The organism is Sphingobacterium sp. Ag1 (assembly GCF_000988325.1).
GTDB lineage: Bacteria > Bacteroidota > Bacteroidia > Sphingobacteriales > Sphingobacteriaceae > Sphingobacterium.
The window spans coordinates 899,441-919,689 of the sequence record NZ_LBGU01000044.1 but is presented as its reverse complement, the minus strand read 5'-3'; the positions used below and the strand labels follow the sequence as shown (position 1 = coordinate 919,689).

Below are 20,249 nucleotides of genomic sequence, written 5' to 3'. Positions count from 1 at the left end.
GGATACAAGGCTTGCTATTTAACAAAATAGCGATGCTCAATCACCTCTACTTTTTTGATATCCTTATCTTCCAATACTTTCTTAACATCACAATGGCCGGTTACGCCACGATAGATCAAGGCTCCACCAAGGGTTAGTCCAGACAATCCAGTAAGTGGGGACTTAAACAGTTTTTTAACACCCAAGCCCAATATGAATCCGCCGGCAATCACCGACAGAACACGCTCAGAGGTGCCAATATTTTCTTCGATACAATCGTCTTCGATCTTTGTTTTTATCTTATCAAATGCAAAGTTTAGTAGGTTACTCATAATTATCTCTATTTTATTTATCGTACATGTTATAAACAAATGGTGTCCTAAAAAAGTTTAGGAATAGAATAATAGTTTTTTATGTTGTTTCTCCGACGACATCTCTTATATTCGTATTTAACAAATTAGAAATACATGCAAATCAAAAAATATTCTGGTGAATTGGTACCCTTTAATGGTGAATCGCTACGCCATTCGCTTTCTCGTTCCGGTGCCAATGCTGACCAGGTCAATCAGGTCTACGATAAGGTACTCAACGAAATATATGATGGGATTTCAACAAGAGAACTCTATCAGCTGGCCTTTGATACGTTAAAAACAGTACGAAATTCTTACGCCGCTCGCTACAGCCTTAAGAAAGCCCTGCGTGAACTTGGCCCCGAAGGTTTCTACTTCGAAAAATACATTGCCCACCTTCTGCGATCCATCGGATATGAAAGCACCACGGGACAGACCGTACAGGGACATGCCGTTTCGCATGAATTGGACGTAGTAGCCTATAAGGACGGTAAACTGATCACCGCCGAATGCAAATTTCGAAACGATATTGACGCGAAAATATCCGTAACGACGCCCATGTATTATCTTTCAAGATTCAAAGATATCAGCAATATCAATTATCAGTTTTTTGGAAAACAGCTGCAATTTCAGGAAGGTTGGCTGATCACCAATGCATACTTCACCTCCGACTCGATTGATTTTGCCAAATACTATCATATCAACCTGCTCTCGTGGGATTATCCCAAAGAAAATAGCATTAAAAAAAGAGTAGATAAAGCAGTTTTTTACCCAGTAACCTGCCTAACAACTCTTTCAGACCTTGAGGAACAACAACTGCTCAAAAATCAGCTTATTTTAGTGAAAGATATCGTCAGTAATCCCGAAAAATTGGATCTCCTAAACTTAACAAAAGAACGGAAAGAAAAGGTCTTAAACGAGGCTCGCGAACTCATCAACTATCAGGTGGAAGAAGAGTATTAATTATATACTAAAAAAGGTGTTATGTATTGCTGTTCGAACAGCTATACATAACACCTTTTTCTCAGTAGTCGATATTACATCTAAAGCTTGGTCGGATAATAGATCCTGCCATATTTTGCAAGCTCGCTTAAATCCGTCTTTTCCCAAAATATACCATAAATGGCTGCTCCGGACCCCGACATAGATGCGTAAATTGCTCCTTTTTGGTATAAAGTTTCTTTGATTTCTTTCAACAAGGGATAACTTTCGAAAATACCATCCTCAAAATCATTTCGAATATGAAATTTCCACTCTTGGATAGGCAAACGAATCGCTTCTTCCAAACTAACTTCGGGTGCCTTAGGTTGCACAGCAGCAAAAGCTTCAGCCGTAGAAATATGAATATTAGGCATAATTACCACAAGATGGTAGCCATCCAGATTTAGATCTAAGTCTTTAAAATCTGTCCCAATACCTGTTGCAAAAACAGGATTATTTGCGATAAAAAAAGGACAATCGGCACCTAGCTTTTCGGCGTATCCCGCCAGCTGCTCTTCAGTAAGATTCAATTGAAAGAGCGTATTGAGTCCTTTCAAAACAAAAGACGCGTCCGCAGAACCGCCGCCTAATCCTGCTCCAATCGGAATTTGTTTGATCAAATCAATGGAAACGGGTGGAATGCCATAATCTTTTTTCAACAATTCAAAGGCTCTTATACAAAGGTTATCATGGAGATTCCCTGGGATACGTTCCCCTTGAATGTTTAGTGTTGTCTCCGCAGCAGTCGTTTCCAATAATTCGATAATATCGTAAATCGGAAGTGGATAGAAAACGCTATTCAGTTCATGATAACCATCCGTACGCTTGGCAATGACTTGCAGCCCAATATTTAGTTTAGCGTTTGCAAAAAGTATCATGTGAATTGCTCTAAATCGTATATTTCAAAATTAATAACTTACCAATGAAAAGATATTATCACTGAACCTAGATAACCGTCCTTTCGCTTTAAGGAAATCCAAAGAGATAATAAAACTGTAGGCGACAATCTCCCCACCAAGTCGTTCAATAAGTTTACTGGCGGCAACGACGGTACCCCCTGTCGCTAAAAGGTCGTCGTGAACCAATATACGGCTTCCTTTTTCAAAAGCATCTTCATGGATTTCAATGGTTGCCTGGCCGTATTCCAGTGCATAGGATTCAGATACGGTTTTAAAAGGCAATTTACCTTGTTTTCGGATTGGAATAAAAGGCAAGCCCAGCCTATTGGCAAGTAAAAATCCAAATAGAAAACCCCGACTCTCAATTCCAGCAATAGCATCTATCTCTATGCCTTGCAATTGATCAATAATCGCATCAACCATTTCGCTACACAATGCCGCATCTTTCAACAAAGGGGTAATGTCTTTAAAGACAATACCAGGTTTAGGAAAATCCACAATATCCCGGATTTCCAGTTTCAATTTATCTTGAATCATTCTCAAATATTAAATAAGGCGCAATCTTCGCAATCGCAAGATCTGAAAGTGTTCCTATTTTTGTCAAGTCCTCAATATTGACATAACTTCCATGCTGATCCCTATAATTGACGATTAGTTTCGCATCTTTAGGGCTAAGATACGGATGTTTGGCCAATGAATTTGCATCAAGCTTATTAATATTGATTTTTTTGATTCCATCTAAATTGGCTACAACAATATAGTCTTTAATCTGGTCATAGGTCTCGGCTGTAACTCCATAAACCTCCTTTAATTGTTCTATGCGGTAGAACCCACCAAGAACCTCTTTATATTTCAAAATGCGTTTGGATAGAACCGAACCTATCCCTTTAAGACTGATTAATGCTGTCGTATCACAGGTATTAATATCGATAAGCTCGGCTTTATTTCTTTCAAACTTATCGTAAAGCAAAGGCGCTTTATTTTGTTGTTTTGTTCGCGCTGAATCAGGCATTGTTTTGATTTGAATGTAGGGCTCTAATCTGTTGTAAAGTCGGCCATTGATCGAGTAAATTTTCTTCAGATCGGTTTTTACTCTAAACCTTCCACCTTTTTTTTCATAGTTTTTCACGACCGTAATCTGTTTATCAGAAAGCCCCAACTTATGCCAATCAGCGTGTGGTAAATTGTTTGGATCAAAATAGAATAGTTTGGTCTCTTCCAAAACCGAATGTTCAGATATTGCCCCCACGCTTTTGTCTTTAGTCGAATAGGTTGCCTCGACCTCCTGTTTGTTTACCGGACCAGAGACCTCAAGAGAGTCATGAAAGGATTGTTCAAATAATTTGGCCTGATTGGGAATTGGATCGCGCGTATTGCTTTTAATCAAAGCATAGATCGTCACAAACAGCATAATGATTACCAAAATAATGAAAAACCCATTTTGTTCTGTTTTATTAAATTTAAAATAAGCCAATAGCCTCTTCATAAGCCGCTAATAGTTGGAATATCTAAATTTAATAAATTATAAGGAAAATAAAAAGGGAATTATTAAAAACAATTCCCTTTTTATTAATTATTATCTACAAAGAGATTTATAATTTCGACTTATCCACTTTTTCAACTTGGCTACCATCCTTTAAAGTTTTTGAAATAGCATCAAATGGCCGAGAGACCACTTCATCCCCTTTTTTCAGCCCTGAGGTAACGATGATATTTTTATCATCCTGAATACCGGTCTTTACCAACACTTGCTTAACAGTTTTATCTTTTAGGACAAATACATACTCATCTACTTTCTTATTTGTATTGGTAGAATCTTTATCATCAGAACGCACAGTTACCGATTGAATCGGAACCACCAGCCCTTTATCATGTTTTGTAAATATCTGTACGGTTGCTGAAAGTCCCGGCTTAAATGGCGATGCCACATTCTCTTTCATCAAGTCCTGATACGATTCTGCACTGATTCGAACTTTTACATTAAAATTTGTTACCTGATCTGTCGATGATGTCGTCGTCGTTGTTGTTGCTATATTTTTAGACGAGCTAGCAATTTCCGTCACAACACCTTTAAACTTCCTATCCTTAAAAGCATCGACTTCGATCTCAGCTTGATTCCCTACCCTTACATTATTAATATCATTTTCATTTACATCGACATTAACCTCCATCGAGCTCATGTTGGCTATACGCATAATTTCTGTACCCGCCATCTGAGCCGTTCCAACTACACGTTCACCCTTTTCGATAGACAAGAGCGAGATGATACCATCTGAGGGCGCGTAGATTGTCGTCCGATTCAAATTATCCTGTGCTTCTTTTACTGACGCTTGTGATTGGTCAATGCCATATTTTGTCGAACGTACCGTTTCCCTTTGTGCTTGGATAGAAGCCTGTGCAGCAAAATATTCGGCAGAACTTTTATCCATTTCTGAAGCAGAAATAACACGTTTTTCGAAAAGCTCCTGATTCCGTTTATAGGTAGCTGCAACATTTTTGAAGTTTTCTTCTTGTTGTTTTAATTGCTGTTGTGCAGCTGCGAGATTGGCCCGCTGTGAATTCATTGCCGCAACCGAACGATCATAACCCGACTGCAAAATATCTGGTTTGATGCGACAGAGTACCTGTCCTTTTTTAACAAAATCACCTTCTTTAATGTTAAGCTCAACAACCTCTCCAGATACCTCCGAACTCAACTTAACCTCCACCTCAGGCTGAATCTTCCCACTCGCAGAAACTAATTCATCGACATCAGTCTCCTTTACGACATCCACAGCGACTTTAGTAATCTCTCCCTTTCCAAACCAGCCAGCTTTAAAACCTATGAAGCCAAGGACCACCAAGAGCACTACGATGATCAGTATAATTTTTCCAATGCTACGTTTTTTCTTTGCCATTTCTTTTGTTAGTTCAAATAGATTAATTGTTATCGAATTGAATTGGATTTCCAAGGTAATAATCGATGATCTTCGATCTGAATATTACGTTATATTTTGCTTGAATAAGGTCAAATTCGGCCTTATTTCGTTCTGTTTGAGCTGTAAACAATTCCAGTGAATTCGCCATACCAATATCATAACGCTCCTTTGTTGCCTTAAATGCTGTTTCAGCACTTTCAAATGCTACAGTAGCCGAGCTATAGCGTTGTTTGGCCGCATTCACATCCAATACAGCCTGATTAACGGCCTTGTTTAAGTTATTTTTTGCCAACTGCTCGGATGCTTCCGCCTGTTTCAAACCAATCTTTGCCTTCGCCACATTCACTTTATTCTGATTTCTCGAAAAAATTGGAATGGCCAGTGATAAACCGGTAAAAAAGGACTTATTATCGGAGATTTGTTGGCCAAACGGCACTCTAAAAAGAGTTGTAGGATCTAAGGGATCGGTTTGTCTTGTCGTTGCGGAGGAGTAATTCGTTCCATAGCTCACATTCAGATTAAGCGTGGGATAATAGCCTCCCTTCGCGATATCGATTTGTTTCAAAGCCACCTCTTTATCCAATGCAGATTTGTGAATATCGGGCTGTAAGGTGAGCGCTTTTTGGTAAACATCCACGGCATTCTTATCCACTGCATAAACCAATATGGCTTCCAGACTCGGGCGTTCCAAAGAAATAACGGTTTCAGGAGGCATTTCCATCAACTGCTTCAAGGTTAACAAAGACATTTCGTATGAATTTTTTAGATTAACTTTATTCAGCTCATTTGTGGCAACCTGATTTTTTGATTTGGCAAGATCGGCAATTGTTTTATTACCAACTGCAAATTGGATGGAGTCTAAAGAAAATTGTTGCTTTGATAAAGCAATCTGATCTTCACTGGCAACCATCATCTCATGATTGGTAATTGCTTCCAAATAATTCACCAACACATTGAGCACGAGATCATTCTTGATCTTATCTACCTGAGTCGCTGTGGACTCCAGTTGCAATTTATTCGCTTTGATCTGATTGACCTGCTGAAAACCCTGAAATAAGTTGACACTAGATCCCACGGAGCCACTGGTTCCTTTTGTCCAAGTGTTATTAACGATTCGTCCAGAAGTTAAATCGAAACCAAAACCATAACGGAAACTTTGATCCACAGTAGCACTGAGGTTTGGCAACAAATTACTTTTTGCCTGAAACAGGTCCTGCTCAGCAAGATCTTTGTTCAGGGCCGCTTGCTTTATCTGTACGTTCCGTTCCAATGTCATACGAATGGCCTCGGCCACCCCCACAACCTGTTGGGCTTGAACCAAAACATTAGTTCCAAGAAATAACCCAGTAAATACTACTGCAGAATAATAAAATCTTTTCATGTCCATATGTAGAACCATACATTTTTTTTTAGATTTGAACTTCATTTATCGGTTATGTATTTTGTCAAATCTCCATTTTTCCTTAGATGGCTATATCCCAAATCAATATGGAACATGCCACGTCATGAAAAAAAAGTCTATCTTACTTTTGACGATGGTCCAATTCCTGAAATTACACCTTTTATACTCGATATCCTAAAAAAATATCAGGTGAAGGCAACATTTTTTTGTGTTGGTGAAAATATTAAAAAAAATCCACATTTGTTTCAACGAATTTTAGCGGAAGGACATCAGGTGGGCAACCATACTTACAATCACCTCAAAGGCTGGGAGACAAATGATGAGCAGTATTTGGCAAATGTTGCAAAATGCCAGGAACTGACCCATACCGACCTTTTTCGCCCGCCTTATGCCCGAGCAACAAAATCCCAACTCCGTCAACTCTATAAAAAATACCGTGTGATCATGTGGGATATTATGTCGGGTGATTTTGATCCGAATTTAAGTCCCCAGAAATGCCTCGAAAACGTTTTGCCCAATATTAAAAATGGCTCTGTTATTATTTTTCATGATAATATCAAAGCCATTCCCCGTGTCGAATATGTTCTCCCTAAAACAATAGAATTTCTATTAAAAAATAACTATCAGCTTTCGAGAATAGATTAAGGTTTACTTCTAGCAAACGTCACCTCAGATTCATAATATTTACCTACACTGACACTGAAATACCCCAATGCATTGTTGCTTAAATTTGAAATCGGATTAGATGGCGAAGCCGAACCAGGATTAATCATTTGAAAACTATTCCAGTAATTGTAGGCGCCTACATCGATACATTGACGTAGGATACGCACACGATCACCAACTTTCAAATCTCTATCGCGGTCGACAATATCATGCTGCACCTCTAAGCCATTGTTATACTTATCATTAAAGACATCGATAAAACGTAATTTACCTCCATTCACCGACATCTTATACTTATAATAATTACCTTTTTCCGGGGGGTCAACAAATACGAGAGTTGGATAGTAAATGGTATCAGTAAAAATAATGCGCTGTGAAAGCCCTATAGAATCCACATCCACATAGCTGGGAACCTTTGATACCCCTTGAATCTCCCTCCCATCAGCGGTCTTTACCTGTAACTGATAAGTGGCCTTCTCCTGTAAGTGTAATGTCTTATTGGTATACAGCCCGTCAGCCCCCGCTTGAAACGTATAAGTGCGATTATTTTGCATATTCTTAACGATCACCTCTGCATCTGTTATCGGAGAAAACAGCGAGTCTTTAATACTTACAACCTGCTGTATACTAATCTCATGTTGTTGATCCGAAACCATCAAATCTGCGGTGATAACCAATTGACCTGTATTTTCGGGCAGTTCCAAATCTATTTTGTCTTCGCAGCTCCCTAAAGTAAATAATGCAACAGCTATAACTCCTAATATCTTCTTCATTCTTTGCTAAAATTTAAAATTCCACGTAATCGATGGTATCGCCCCAAATAATGCTATCCGATAAATCTCGGTTACATTGGATTGTCCTTCTTTTTCTCTAAAGTCTATCAAATACGCATTTTTTCGGTTATAGGCATTATAGAGACCAAACGACAAGCTCGAGTAGCTATTCTTTGTTCGCTTAATATCATAAGTTGCTGCCAAATCCAGGCGGTGATAAGCAGGCATCCGCTGCCCATTTCTTTTATCGTAATAGAAGATCGTACGATCGTCAACAAAATATTTCCCCGCGGGCATCGTTACAGCATCTCCTGTATAGTAGACAAAATTGGCACTTAAATTCCACTTCGGATTTAACTGATACTGCGCTACGATGGCTATATTATGGGTTTTGTCCTGCCGTGCACTAAACCACGCACCATCATTGATTTGTTCAAATTGCCGCTCACTTTTGGACAAAGTATAACTCAACCAGCCGCTAAATCGCCCAAGTCTCTTTTTTAGAAACCATTCAATTCCGTATGCCCTACCTTTCCCAAACAGCAATTCCCCTTCCAGTAATTCATTTGCCTGTAGATCGGCACCATTCCTATAATCAATCTGGTTCTTTAAGTCCCGATAATAACCTTCGACTGAAAATTCGTACCTATTAGATGCAAAATTTCGAAAGTAGCCCAGCGAATACTGATTGGATAACTGCGGCTTAATTGTATTATTGCTCAATACATATTGATCGGTAGGAAGACTGCTGGTCGTATTACTCAGTTGATGCAAATACTGAACATTGGTATTAAACGAAGCCTTTACCGTTGTCAAATCATTGATCGCGTAGTTTAAGGAAACGCGAGGCTCCAGATAGACGTACTTTTTACCCAACTTGCCATTTCCTACATAGGTAGAATCCACGGCCTCGCCAGCAGGATCGAAAGTATAAAATGTTCCCGGTCCCAATGCTGCGTAAGCGGATGCTCTCAGTCCATAGTTTAATTTTAAACGGTCGGTAACAGACCAGTCATCGGTTAGATATGCAGCAACATCAGCACCCTTACGATGTTGAATTTGCAATGAATTCACCTTCGAATCTTCCCCCGCTTCGATACTTGCCGGTCGGATTTCCTGCAGGGCTGCCTGCAATCCAAATTTTAGATTGTGACGGTCCGAAAGATTGTACTGAAAATCTTGTTTAAAATTGTAATTAAAGATATCTGAGCGGATCTTAAAGTTATTATCATCCTCAATCTTAACCTGATAATTGAATTTACTAAAAATTAACGTTGTATTGCTAAACAACCTATTGCTCCAGACATGGTTCCAACGCATGGTTCCAGTCGCATTTCCCCAATTGAAATCAAACAGATCATGATAAGCCATTGCATCCTTACCGAAATATCCAGACAAGTAAAGTGTATTCTTATCATTGATACGATAATTTAACTTTGCATTGAGGTCATAAAAAAAGAGCGCACTCTTCTTAATATTCTCATCACTTGAAAGCTTTAAGAAAAGATCGGCATAGGTACGTCTGCCGGAGATCATAAATGAGCTCTTGCCTTTTTGAATAGGTCCTTCCAATTTAAGACGCGAGGCGATAAGTCCCAAGCCACCTTCTACGTTGAAATGCTGATTGTTTCCGTCCAAGGTGGTTATTTCCATAACCGACGAAATTTTACCCCCATATTGAGCCGGAACCCCACCCTTGTAGAAATTCACGTCTTTGATCGCATCGGAATTAAAGGTCGAGAAAAAACCGAACAGATGGGAACTGTTATAGACAGGAGCCTCATCCAGCAAAATCAGGTTTTGGTCGCCACCACCACCACGCACATAAAAATTGCTGCTTCCTTCCCCACCACTGGTTACTCCTGGAAATAGCTGTATGGTCTTGAGAATATCCTTTTCTCCAAATAGTACAGGGACTTTTTCGATTTCTTTAGGGCTAAACTGCGTAAGCCCAGGCGTTAGATCCTTTATTGATTTGCGCCTATTTCCGGTCACCGTCACCTCGGCGAGCTGATTTTCCTCAGGTACCAACTGAATAATATAAGTGGAGTCCTTATCCAAATGGACAGAAAATCCTTTTGTTCGATAGCCTACCGACGATACTTCTATCCCTTTGCTGCCATCACGGACAGACAAGCTAAAAAAACCATATTTATTTGACGCAGTGGATTTTTTCTCCGCATCGTTTCGTATCACGGCACCAATAATATTCTCACCGCTGATACTGTCCCTAACAAACCCCGAAATAGATTTAGACTGTTGACTATACGCTTGCTGCGCGCAGAACAAAATGGAAGAAAGACAAAAAACAACCTTTATAGGTTTAAACATAATCAAGTGAAGTCAAAATTTTGCTGAAAATAATAAAAAAGCCTTACAATTTGTAAGGCTTAATAATAAGTTTATAATTTGTTAGTTAAGGTCTCTGTTTAACAAAAATAGCATTTTATTCATTTATGCCAAATATTTATCCATTTTTCTTTTCACTTTTCTTCGCTTGATCAAAATATCCCTTAAAAAAAGCCATTTGATAAACAATTGACCGAGACCAGTACTCCCAATTGTGCCCACCTTCACTTGTAACAAAGGTATGATTTATATTATGGTACATCAATTTATCATGCAGCGCAACATTCACCGTGTAGAAAAAATCTTCCTTACCACAATCGATGATTAAGCGAAGTTTATTATTGATTAATTTGGGAACCATATTCATAACAACACGATTATCCCATTCTTGCGGTACATCAGCATAATTCCCTATGCGATCTTTAATTTCCCAATTTAGGGGGAAAGGTCTAAAATCTACCCCACCGGCTGTACTTCCTGCAGCGCCATAGCTATCTTGATGTTTTATGGCCAGCGAGAGCGCGCCATGCCCACCCATACTTAAACCCGTAATAGCCCTTCCGCTCCGATCTTTGATCGTTGAATAATGCTGATCTACATAATCGATCAGCTCTTTGGACACAAAGGTTTCATATTGGTAGTTTTTATCGTTCGCGATGTCCCAATACCAGCTTCCAAAACCGCCATCGGGACAAACCACCATATAACCATACTGATCTGCCAATGCGCTTACACTTGAATTTTTAACCCAATTGCTATAATTACCAGAATATCCATGCAATAGGTAAAGGACGGGATAATTGATTTTGCTCGAGTAATTTTGCGGAAGAATTACGACTGTCTTAATTGCTTTACCCATAGACGGGCTCTGAATGGACAGGGTATCCACTTTGGCAGCATAGGAGTTCGTGAGGGTGCATAAAAATAAAGTGAATGCAATTAACAGCTGTCTAATACCGGCCAAACAAAATAGGCCGCTTTTGATAGGATCGGTTTGATGAGAATTATGCATCGAATAACTGAAAATAGGTCTAGTGTTTATCATAAATGTATTGATTTCTTTCAAAGAAATAAAGATAGGATTTTAAACCAAATGGACGCTCGCTAATTGTATAAAATCCAGTTCCATTGCTATCGAAAGCTATTGCTTCCCCCTGTGGCTCTACCTGATAAGGCAGAATAGCTGGCTTTCGTTGCAATACCTGCTTCCAGGATTCACTTCGGTTTCTCTGCCAATAGAAAATATGGGTAATATTCTTTACAAGCAGTTGTGTACCTGTCTGATCTATAGCAGAAGCCGTAGCAAAAGTAAATGGCAGCTCTGCTATCCTATTTAAGGTAAAATATTGCTGTTTAACATTTGTAAATACAGCGGCACTATAAACAGTCGATCGAAATTCACGTTTAGATATAACATACAACATGTTGTCAATTGGATCAATCATAATCGATTCGGCATCTAACCGTTGCTGGCCAGGAAATTTAAGAAAGATAGCCCGAATGGACTTCTTCGAAATAAGCCCAGGATCATCGGCCTGAGGCTCAGGAAATACATACAGGCATGTCCAGGTTCTTTTCCCGGCGTTGTTTCCGATGTCCGCGAGGACGAGAAAATAGGTATCTCCAATTTTCACCCGATCGATATCCTCACAGTCGACGACAGAGACCCCTTCAAGTGAAAATTTTTTCAGTAGTTTGGCCTGACGATCAATTAAATAAATAGTTGCACCGTCACCACTATCATTGTGTACCCAAAAATTACCCTCCTGATATGCCGGTGTAATACCCGACACTTCCTTCAATTGTGGATCAGTCAGTTCCCCAAGAGCAATTTGCGTTTTAAAATAATCCTTCCTATTTTGGCTGTACACCTGCAAACTTAACAGAGAAAATGTAAACAGCAGGCACAGATTCAATCGTGCAATATTCATGTTTAAAGATACGTTTTTATTGATATTTACATTCCAATTATGAAGAAGCTTTCCACATACAGTTCATTACTCCTTCTTTTAAAACTCTTATTTCCTTGTCACAGCCTACTCGCGCAGAATTCTTCATTTCGTGTAAAAGTAAAATCAGGTCTTCGACAAACACCCCCCTATCTTGTCAAGTACTACAACAGCAAAGATTGGGAGAAATTCAATACCGAGATACGCCAATTTGATTATGATCCCAAATTTGAATATGACATCAAGATCCTCAAACGTCAAAACGGTTCGCGTCCAACATACAGCTTAGCCAAAACGATCACAAAATCATTATCGGAAGAGACGGCCGTGGACACATGGGAAGTTGGAGAAAACTACGTAAATGCTCAGAACCTTGGTAAATTGAAGTGTCTGCAGATAAAATCTGATAAAAAAAATAAATGGGAATACCTCACTGCAACCATTCAGGGTTTCGATTACCAAGAGGGCTACCGTTACCGCATTCGGGTAAAACAAACGAAACAAAAAAATACAGACACCATCAGGTACAGCTTAATTGAAGTTGTCTCAAAAGAACGTACAAATGAACTGCCCAGTGTGGCCGCATTTCTGGCTCGTTTTAAATGGAATTTACTTCAGTTAAATGGAAAGGATGTCACCGACAGCAAAGCAAGCATTGGGTTCGATGCCCGAAATGGCACGATTACCGGAACAACAGGATGCAACAATCTTTGGGGAAATTTCACTATTAAAGGGGACAAAATCAGCTTTATACACCTAGCAAGCACCATGCGTGCCTGCAATGGCCAAAATATCGAAAATGACTTTTTCCAAATTTTTGAACAAAAACAAATTCAATTTGACATAGCCGAGCAAACCTTAAATTTATACAACGACAGAAAACTAGTCATGATTTTTGGGTTGGAGCGGGAATAAAAAACACCCAAAGTCTGGGAGACTTTGGGTATCTTAGCCATATTATTAACCTATTTTATGAAAAGTATTTATGCCATTTGGAAATGACATAAACAAATATGTGAAATAAATCGGAAACAATCGAAAGCACAATAATATTTTAACAAAATTTTAACATTTCAAAAAATAATGAGATAAATGAGCATAAAAATGATTCATTTTGACTCATCCCGATCCATATTTATCCTGTATCTTACAGGTTTAAACCGATACAATGATTAAAACATTTTTAACATCAACAGCCTTACTTTTAACCGCGACACTTTTTGCCCAGAAGAACCCTGTCATCAAGGGAAACTATGCCGATCCTGAAGGTATTATCTATGGCAATAAATACTGGATATTCCCGACCTATTCGGCACCTTATGAAGAGCAGATATTCTTCGACGCGTTTTCATCTTCCGACTTGGCCACCTGGACAAAACACAGCCGCATCTTGGAAAACAGCAATGTCAAATGGGCGAAAAAAGCTATGTGGGCACCAGCGGTATTGGAAAACAAAGGCAAATATTACCTATTTTTTGGTGCCAATGATGTACATCAAGGCGAGATCGGAGGCATCGGGGTGGCTGTGGCCGACAAGCCAGAAGGTCCCTATAGCGACCTATTGGGCAAACCCTTAATCAACGATATTATCAATGGCGCTCAACCGATAGATCAGTTTGTTTTTAAAGATAAAGACGGAACTTTCTATATGTATTACGGCGGTTGGAAGCATTGCAATATGGTGAAGCTCAAGCCAGATTTCACCGGCTTGCTCCCTTTTGATGATGGTAGCTTTTACAAAGAAATCACCCCTAAAGATTACGTTGAAGGACCATTTATGTTTATAAAAGATGGAAAATATTATTTCATGTGGTCGGAAGGCGGCTGGACAGGCCCCGACTACAAAGTCGCTTATGCCATCGCCGATTCACCATTTGGGCCTTTTGAGCGCATCGGGACAATATTAGAACGAGATCCGGAAGTCGCTGTTGGCGCCGGACATCATTCAGTCATCAAAGTGCCCAACAAAGACAAGTATTTTATCGTCTACCACCGTAGACCGCTTGGCAAAGATGGAGCCAATGAGCGCGTCACCTGTGTCGAGGAAATGAAATTTGACAAAAATGGACATATCATACCTGTTAAGATGACCTTTACAGGTGTAAAATATCCATTAAAATAGCAAAATACTCGTTTTTGTAAACAACAAAAAAAGCCCAGATCAATCGAACTGGGCTTCTTTTTTTATGAAAACAATTACCGCTTAAATGCTAGAAATTGCATTATTTAATGTTTCAGATGGACGCATTGCCTTAGCTGCTAATTCATCATTCGGGAAATAGTAACCGCCGATGTTTTGTGCATGCCCCTGTGCAGCGATCAGTTCTTCATTGATTTTCGCTTCATTATCTGTCAACACCGTTGCAACAGTTGCAAATTTCTCTGCCAATTCAGCATCTTTTGTCTGTGCCGCCAAAGCCTGAGTCCAGTATAGTGTCAAATAGAAATGTGATCCGCGATTATCAATCTGACCAACTCGACGTGCCGGAGATTTATCGTTCGCTAAGAATTTTTCTGTTGCTTCATCCAAGGTCTCCGCCAATACAAGCGCTTTTGGATTATTCTGTGTTTGAGACAAGTGTTCCAAAGAAGCACCAAGCGCCAAGAATTCACCCAATGAATCCCAACGCAAGTAACCCTCTTGAAGGAATTGTTCTACGTGTTTCGGAGCCGAACCACCAGCACCTGTTTCAAATAAACCACCACCATTCATCAATGGAACAATAGACAACATTTTAGCTGATGTACCCACTTCTAAGATCGGGAATAAATCCGTCAAATAATCACGCAACACGTTACCAGTTACTGAAATGGTATCTTCGCCCTTACGAATACGTTCCAAAGAGAATTTCGTCGCATCAATCGGAGATAAAATACGAATATCCAAACCAGTTGTATCAAAGTTTGGCAGGTATTTTTCTACTTTTTTGATGATTTCTCTATCATGTGCACGGTTTTCATCTAACCAGAATATAGCTGGAGTTTCAGATAAACGAGCACGATTCACAGCCAATTTCACCCAATCTTGAATTGGTGCATCTTTCGTTTGACACATACGGAAGATATCACCTGTCTCCACTTTTTGCTCCATGAAGACATTTCCTGCAGCATCCACCACGCGAATAACGCCGTTTCCTGCAGCTTGAAAAGTTTTATCATGGGATCCGTATTCCTCAGCTTTTTGCGCCATCAAACCTACGTTTGGCACAGAACCCATGGTTTTAGGATCTAAGGCACCATGCTCCTTACAGTCTTCAATTGTTGCTTCGTAAACGCCAGCGTAACAACGATCAGGAACCATCGCGATAGTATCTTCTTCTTGACCGTCTTTATTCCACATTTTACCACCAATACGGATCATTGCTGGCATAGAAGCGTCAATAATAACATCAGAAGGCACGTGGAAATTTGTAATGCCTTTATCCGAATTTACCATCGCTAAAGCAGGGCCGTTTGCGATAGCAGCGTCGATAGCAGCTTTCACTTCAGCCTCTTTCGCATGGCCTGCTATTTTAGCATAAACCTCACCTAAGCCGTTATTTTTATTGATACCCAGCTCTTTGAATAAATCGCCATATTGCGCAAAAACATCTGCAAAATAAGTTTCAACAACAGCACCAAAGATAATCGGATCAGAAACTTTCATCATTGTTGCCTTTAAATGTGCAGACAACAATACACCTGCCGCTTTCGCTTCAGCGATAGCATCTGCTACAAAAGCTTTCAATGCTGTTAAACTCAACGTTGAAGAATCAATAACTTCACCCGCTTTCAATGGCGAAAGTCCTTTTAATTCTGTTACTGCACCTTGCTCATCAACAAACTCAATTTTAAATTGGCCTTCATTTTCTACGGTTACAGACTGCTCTGAGCCATAGAAATCACCTGAAGTCATTGAAGCAACCTTTGTTTTAGAATCTTTCGCCCAAGCACCCATTTTATGTGGGTTTGCTTTTGCATAGTTCTTCACCGCTTTAGGCGCACGACGATCTGAATTTCCTTCACGTAATACAGGATTTACCGCAGAACCCAATACTTTGGCATATTTCGCTTTAGCTGACTTTTCCTCTTCTGTTGTCGCTTCATCAGGATAGTTTGGAACAGCGTAGCCTGCTTGCTGTAATTCAGCGATAGCACCTTTTAACTGCGGAATCGACGCGGAGATATTCGGTAATTTAATGATGTTTGCTTCAGGAGTTGTTGCCAACTGACCCAACTCAGCCAATGCATCAGCAATTTTTTGATCTTCTTTTAAAAATTCTGGAAAGCTAGCAAGAATACGGCCTGCTAAAGAGATATCTCTCAATTCAACATCGATATCAGCTGTAGCTGTAATCGCTTGAACGATAGGCAAAAACGAATAAGTCGCTAATAAAGGAGCTTCATCTGTTTTTGTCCAAACAATTTTTGATTTGTTTGACATAGTAATCTATTAGAAATATGTTTAATTTTTAATGCTATGTGAAATCATTGAAAAATCTGAATTTCTCAAAAATTCGCCTAAAGATAAGAATAAATGCCATAATTAACGAGGAATTGCACCCCTTTTGACAATAAAATTGTGAAAATAAATATATTTTGGCAATACAGAATAAGTCGCCCCTCCTCTACCCAAAAGTATTTCCTCTTGACATTTCAGTGACCAGATACTACAGGCGAAATCCTATTTTAGCTCAACATAAAAACACGACTTACAATGAAAACATTCAAATTGAACAATGGAGTTGAAATTCCGGCAATTGGATTTGGAACCTGGCAAATTCCTGAGGGCGACGAAGCTTATCAGGCAGTTAAAGAAGCACTTGCCGCTGGATATACACATATTGATACTGCGGCCATATATGGCAACGAAAAGAGTGTTGGAAAAGCGATAAAAGACAGTGGTATCGATCGTAATTCGCTATTTATCACAACAAAACTCTGGAATACCGAGCGTGGATACGATAAGACAATTGCTGCATTCGAAAAATCACTCAGCGATCTACAATTGGATTACCTCGATCTTTACCTGATTCATTGGCCTGCCAACGAAACGCAATTTGCAAACTGGTCTGACATCAACGCCGATACCTGGCGGGCTTTTGAGCAGCTGTACAAAGAGGGGAAAGTTAGAGCGATCGGCGTGAGTAATTTCCCCAAAGACTACCTCGCCAAATTACTGGAGTCAGCGACAATCATCCCTGCAGTGAACCAAATTGAATTTCATCCGGGTTACCTTCAGCAAGATACTGTGGCACTCTGCCAATCCAATGACATCCTTGTTCAGGCTTGGTCACCCCTGGGTTCGGGCAGAATATTACAGGATGAAACACTCGTTGCGCTGGCTAAGGAAAAGAATACTAGTGTTGGACAACTCTGTATCAAATTTGCTTTATCTCAGGGTATCTTGCCGCTGCCAAAATCAACCAATCCCGATAATATTAAAAGAAATTTAGCGATCGACGATTTTGAGCTGACAGCAAGCGATATCAAAACTATCCTCGATTTACCTGAAATGGGCTTTTCTGGTTCTGACCCTAAAAAAGTTGCTTTTTAAAGGCGATAATATAGGATTGATGGAGTCGCTCTTGGGCTGCTCCTCCAATCTTATATTGTTGAGCTTCCAGTACCAAAGAAACTGATTCTCGTTTCCTGAATACATTTAACATATTTTACTACCGTAGTGACCAAGTTGCCTAAAATATTCCGTACCTTTTCATTGAAAAAATGAATGAAATAGAACTTATAGATCAATCGGAATTTCCTGCGAAGGGAGAAGACTACTACTATCACCCCTTATGGACGACTTGTATACTGCTGTATAGAGGCTCTATGCAGGTCAATAGCAATGGTACGCCCACCGACCTTCAAGCCGGTAACATCCTGTTTATCGGATACAATAAGTACTATAGCTTTACGACAATCAGTACCAATGCTGTTTTTAAAATACTCCATTATGACCGGAATTTTTCCAACCGAATACGCTTGTCAATCAGTCGGTACGATGCTTATCGATTAATTAATTCCAACCGCTCCACACCCTTTACTCCTGCCGCCAACGATTTTGAAGCTATTTGGACATTGTTAACCACTTTACATAGCAACCGTAAAAAACCAATCGATCCGAAGAAGGATTTCCTCCAAAAAGCCAATATCAATATTTTTATGGCGATTATCTACCTTTTGGCCGATGTGATCTATACCGCTGGTGAAAGCTCCGGAAAGGCACGCAACAAGAGAAAGGAAGAAATTACCGTCCATTTTTTACAGCTTATCGCCGATCACTACAAAACGCAGCGCGATCTCGCATTCTACGCCGACCGCCTCCACATCTCCATCAAATACCTTTCGATCAGCGTCAAGGAGATTACACAAGAATCGCCCTCGGAAATTATCAGTAACTGGCTAGTCACAGAAGCTAGAGCGCAGCTCACCATTTCCACCAAAACAATCAACCAGATCTCACAAGAGTTTAATTTTTCAGATCAATATGCTTTTAGCAAGTTTTTCAAAAAACATGTCGGCATAACACCTAAGCTATTTCGTGAACAACAGGCAAATCTTGTTACCAATTGAACATCATAAAGCAGTAATCAAACATTTCTTGTCACCCCAGGGCATACTAACTTTGTATCACATATATAAACAAAGTTAAATACCATGAATACAAAGTCAAGAGCCCGAAAAATAGGTTTTTACTTGACGTTATGCTTCTTTACATTATTTTGCAATCAAACATACGGTCAAGACAGCATAAACAGCCGAAAAATATCAATTGAAAAACTGTTCGAACTTGCTATCCATAACCACCCAAATCTTATTGTTTCGGCGTCGGCCGTAAGTATCGCCCAACAAAAAACGGAAGTTGCAAAATTAAGAAGGCTTCCCGAAATTAGTGCTTCAGCATCGGCTTTTTACCTCGGCAACGCTGCGTTGATCGACAAAGACCTTTCGGGGTCGGAAAAAGTCCCCTTACCCCATTTCGGTAACAACTATGCATTGGAAGCGAAAGAACTTATCTGGAAGGGCGGTGTCGTAAAAAATAGCATCAAAGCATCCTCGCTGGGCGAAGAACTGGCTGAATTGGACCATAAAAATGAAGAACAGAACATTAAAATTTTGGTTTTAGGCTATTACCTTGATCTATTTAAACTGAAAAATCAAGAAGCTGTCTACAATCAAAATATTGAGCTTGCGCACAAGAGACTGGACCTGACGGAAAAATTATATAAACAGGGCATGATCACCAAAAATGATGTTATCCGCAACCAATTGCAAATATCCGAGTTGGAGTTAGCCAAAGAGGTGATTCAGAACAATCGGAAAATCCTGAATGACGAGCTTATAGTCGCATTAGGGCTACCGGAGGGCACAGTAATTGAGCCGGATGACAAACTATTAAACAGCAGTTTTCAGCTGACAGACCTCGCGAGCTTAAAACAAGACGCGTATGTATTCAGCCCGGGCCTTCAGCTCGCGGCCAAGGAAGCCGAACTTTTGCAGACAGAAAAAGCTATTACAAAATCAGAGCGATCCCCTGCCCTCAGCCTATTCGCGGGAAACAGTCTTGTGAAACCTATCACCAATGTGATGCCGGTCATCGACAAGTATATGAATACCTGGAATACCGGTATCTCCCTGAATTATACGATTTCTTCACTCTACACGACAGGAAAAAAGCTTAAACTAAATGATCTACAAATTGAAAAGAACGAAAAATACACAAGTGCTCTGAAACAAAAAACCAGCGTCGCTGTTAATACTGCATACATTAAATACAATGAGGCCTACTCACAACGCAAGACGCTGGAATACAATAAAGCCCTTGCAGATGAGAACTATCGTATTATTGAGAAAAAGTATTTGAACCAATTGGCGTTGATCGTCGATATCATGGATGCTTCAAACTCAAAACTTGAAGCGGAATTGAAATACACAAATGCTGAAATCAATATTGTGTATGCATATTACAAACTTTTAAAAGAGACTGGAAAGATCTAGTAC

The 20,249-nt window shown here is 39.7% G+C and carries 18 protein-coding genes; 7 read left to right on the top strand and 11 right to left on the bottom strand.

Going from position 1 to position 20,249, the window contains the following annotated elements:
* Positions 1-14 precede the first annotated feature (14 nt).
* Positions 15-311: a DUF2892 domain-containing protein gene (locus AAW12_RS24690; protein ID WP_046676248.1), complete on the bottom strand. Its 297-nt coding sequence runs from the start codon at positions 309-311 to the stop codon at positions 15-17.
* A 135-nt stretch (positions 312-446) separates the two neighbouring features.
* Between AAW12_RS24690 and AAW12_RS24685 the strand changes: the two genes are divergently transcribed.
* On the top strand, positions 447-1,292 hold the full coding sequence (locus AAW12_RS24685; protein WP_046676247.1) for an ATP cone domain-containing protein: 846 nt from the start codon (positions 447-449) through the stop codon (positions 1,290-1,292).
* 80 nt (positions 1,293-1,372) lie between these two features.
* Here the strand turns inward: AAW12_RS24685 and ispE are convergent, their stop codons facing one another.
* From ispE to AAW12_RS24660, 5 genes are all read right to left on the bottom strand, one after another.
* The gene (ispE, locus tag AAW12_RS24680) at positions 1,373-2,188 is read right to left on the bottom strand and encodes a 4-(cytidine 5'-diphospho)-2-C-methyl-D-erythritol kinase (protein ID WP_046676246.1); all 816 of its coding nucleotides are present in this window, start codon (positions 2,186-2,188) and stop codon (positions 1,373-1,375) included.
* Between the two features lie 30 nt (positions 2,189-2,218).
* On the bottom strand, positions 2,219-2,746 hold the full coding sequence (locus AAW12_RS24675) for an adenine phosphoribosyltransferase (RefSeq protein WP_046676245.1): 528 nt from the start codon (positions 2,744-2,746) through the stop codon (positions 2,219-2,221).
* Positions 2,733-3,695 carry a helix-hairpin-helix domain-containing protein gene (locus AAW12_RS25945; protein WP_053003993.1) on the bottom strand — a complete coding sequence of 321 codons (963 nt, stop codon included), beginning with the start codon at positions 3,693-3,695 and terminating at the stop codon, positions 2,733-2,735. Before AAW12_RS25945 ends, AAW12_RS24675 begins: the two co-directional genes overlap by 14 nt.
* A gap of 106 nt (positions 3,696-3,801) precedes the next feature.
* The gene (locus AAW12_RS24665) at positions 3,802-5,106 is read right to left on the bottom strand and encodes an efflux RND transporter periplasmic adaptor subunit (protein ID WP_046676244.1); all 1,305 of its coding nucleotides are present in this window, start codon (positions 5,104-5,106) and stop codon (positions 3,802-3,804) included.
* A gap of 22 nt (positions 5,107-5,128) precedes the next feature.
* Complete coding sequence (locus AAW12_RS24660; protein WP_197084173.1) at positions 5,129-6,508, bottom strand: TolC family protein; 1,380 nt, start codon at positions 6,506-6,508, stop codon at positions 5,129-5,131.
* 114 nt (positions 6,509-6,622) lie between these two features.
* On the opposite strand from AAW12_RS24660, the gene AAW12_RS24655 reads away from it, so the two are divergent.
* Complete coding sequence (locus AAW12_RS24655) at positions 6,623-7,174, top strand: polysaccharide deacetylase family protein (RefSeq protein WP_410528176.1); 552 nt, start codon at positions 6,623-6,625, stop codon at positions 7,172-7,174.
* On the opposite strand, the gene AAW12_RS24650 is transcribed toward AAW12_RS24655, so the two are convergent.
* The 4 genes from AAW12_RS24650 to AAW12_RS24635 form a co-directional block, all read right to left on the bottom strand.
* Positions 7,171-7,968 (bottom strand): DUF4249 family protein, encoded by a 798-nt coding sequence (locus tag AAW12_RS24650; protein WP_046676242.1) that lies wholly within the window; start codon positions 7,966-7,968, stop codon positions 7,171-7,173. The genes AAW12_RS24655 and AAW12_RS24650 overlap by 4 nt on opposite strands.
* Before the next feature lie 6 nt (positions 7,969-7,974).
* Positions 7,975-10,299, bottom strand: coding sequence for a TonB-dependent receptor domain-containing protein (locus tag AAW12_RS24645; protein ID WP_046676241.1), 2,325 nt, complete (start codon positions 10,297-10,299; stop codon positions 7,975-7,977).
* Positions 10,300-10,435: 136 nt separating this feature from the next.
* A complete protein-coding gene (locus tag AAW12_RS24640) occupies positions 10,436-11,362 on the bottom strand; it encodes an alpha/beta hydrolase family protein (protein WP_316933112.1) in 927 nt (308 codons plus the stop codon).
* Positions 11,349-12,248 carry a hypothetical protein gene (locus AAW12_RS24635; RefSeq protein WP_046676240.1) on the bottom strand — a complete coding sequence of 300 codons (900 nt, stop codon included), beginning with the start codon at positions 12,246-12,248 and terminating at the stop codon, positions 11,349-11,351. Before AAW12_RS24635 ends, AAW12_RS24640 begins: the two co-directional genes overlap by 14 nt.
* Before the next feature lie 39 nt (positions 12,249-12,287).
* Here AAW12_RS24635 and AAW12_RS25940 point away from each other — a divergent pair, with 39 nt between their 5' ends.
* Positions 12,288-13,181 carry a DUF4377 domain-containing protein gene (locus AAW12_RS25940; protein ID WP_053003991.1) on the top strand — a complete coding sequence of 298 codons (894 nt, stop codon included), beginning with the start codon at positions 12,288-12,290 and terminating at the stop codon, positions 13,179-13,181.
* Positions 13,182-13,434: 253 nt separating this feature from the next.
* Complete coding sequence (locus AAW12_RS24625; protein WP_156167768.1) at positions 13,435-14,388, top strand: glycoside hydrolase family 43 protein; 954 nt, start codon at positions 13,435-13,437, stop codon at positions 14,386-14,388.
* 81 nt (positions 14,389-14,469) lie between these two features.
* Here the strand turns inward: AAW12_RS24625 and AAW12_RS24620 are convergent, their stop codons facing one another.
* Positions 14,470-16,689 (bottom strand): NADP-dependent isocitrate dehydrogenase, encoded by a 2,220-nt coding sequence (locus tag AAW12_RS24620; protein ID WP_046676239.1) that lies wholly within the window; start codon positions 16,687-16,689, stop codon positions 14,470-14,472.
* Positions 16,690-16,962: 273 nt separating this feature from the next.
* Here AAW12_RS24620 and AAW12_RS24615 point away from each other — a divergent pair, with 273 nt between their 5' ends.
* The 3 genes from AAW12_RS24615 to AAW12_RS24605 all read left to right on the top strand — a co-directional run bounded on the left by AAW12_RS24615 (position 16,963) and on the right by AAW12_RS24605 (position 20,246).
* Positions 16,963-17,802 (top strand): aldo/keto reductase, encoded by an 840-nt coding sequence (locus tag AAW12_RS24615; RefSeq protein WP_046676238.1) that lies wholly within the window; start codon positions 16,963-16,965, stop codon positions 17,800-17,802.
* A 170-nt stretch (positions 17,803-17,972) separates the two neighbouring features.
* Entirely contained in the window at positions 17,973-18,821 is an 849-nt protein-coding gene (locus tag AAW12_RS25935; RefSeq protein WP_053003990.1) for a helix-turn-helix domain-containing protein, read from the top strand.
* Between the two features lie 84 nt (positions 18,822-18,905).
* Positions 18,906-20,246 (top strand): TolC family protein, encoded by a 1,341-nt coding sequence (locus AAW12_RS24605; RefSeq protein WP_053003989.1) that lies wholly within the window; start codon positions 18,906-18,908, stop codon positions 20,244-20,246.
* Positions 20,247-20,249: the final 3 nt, after the last annotated feature.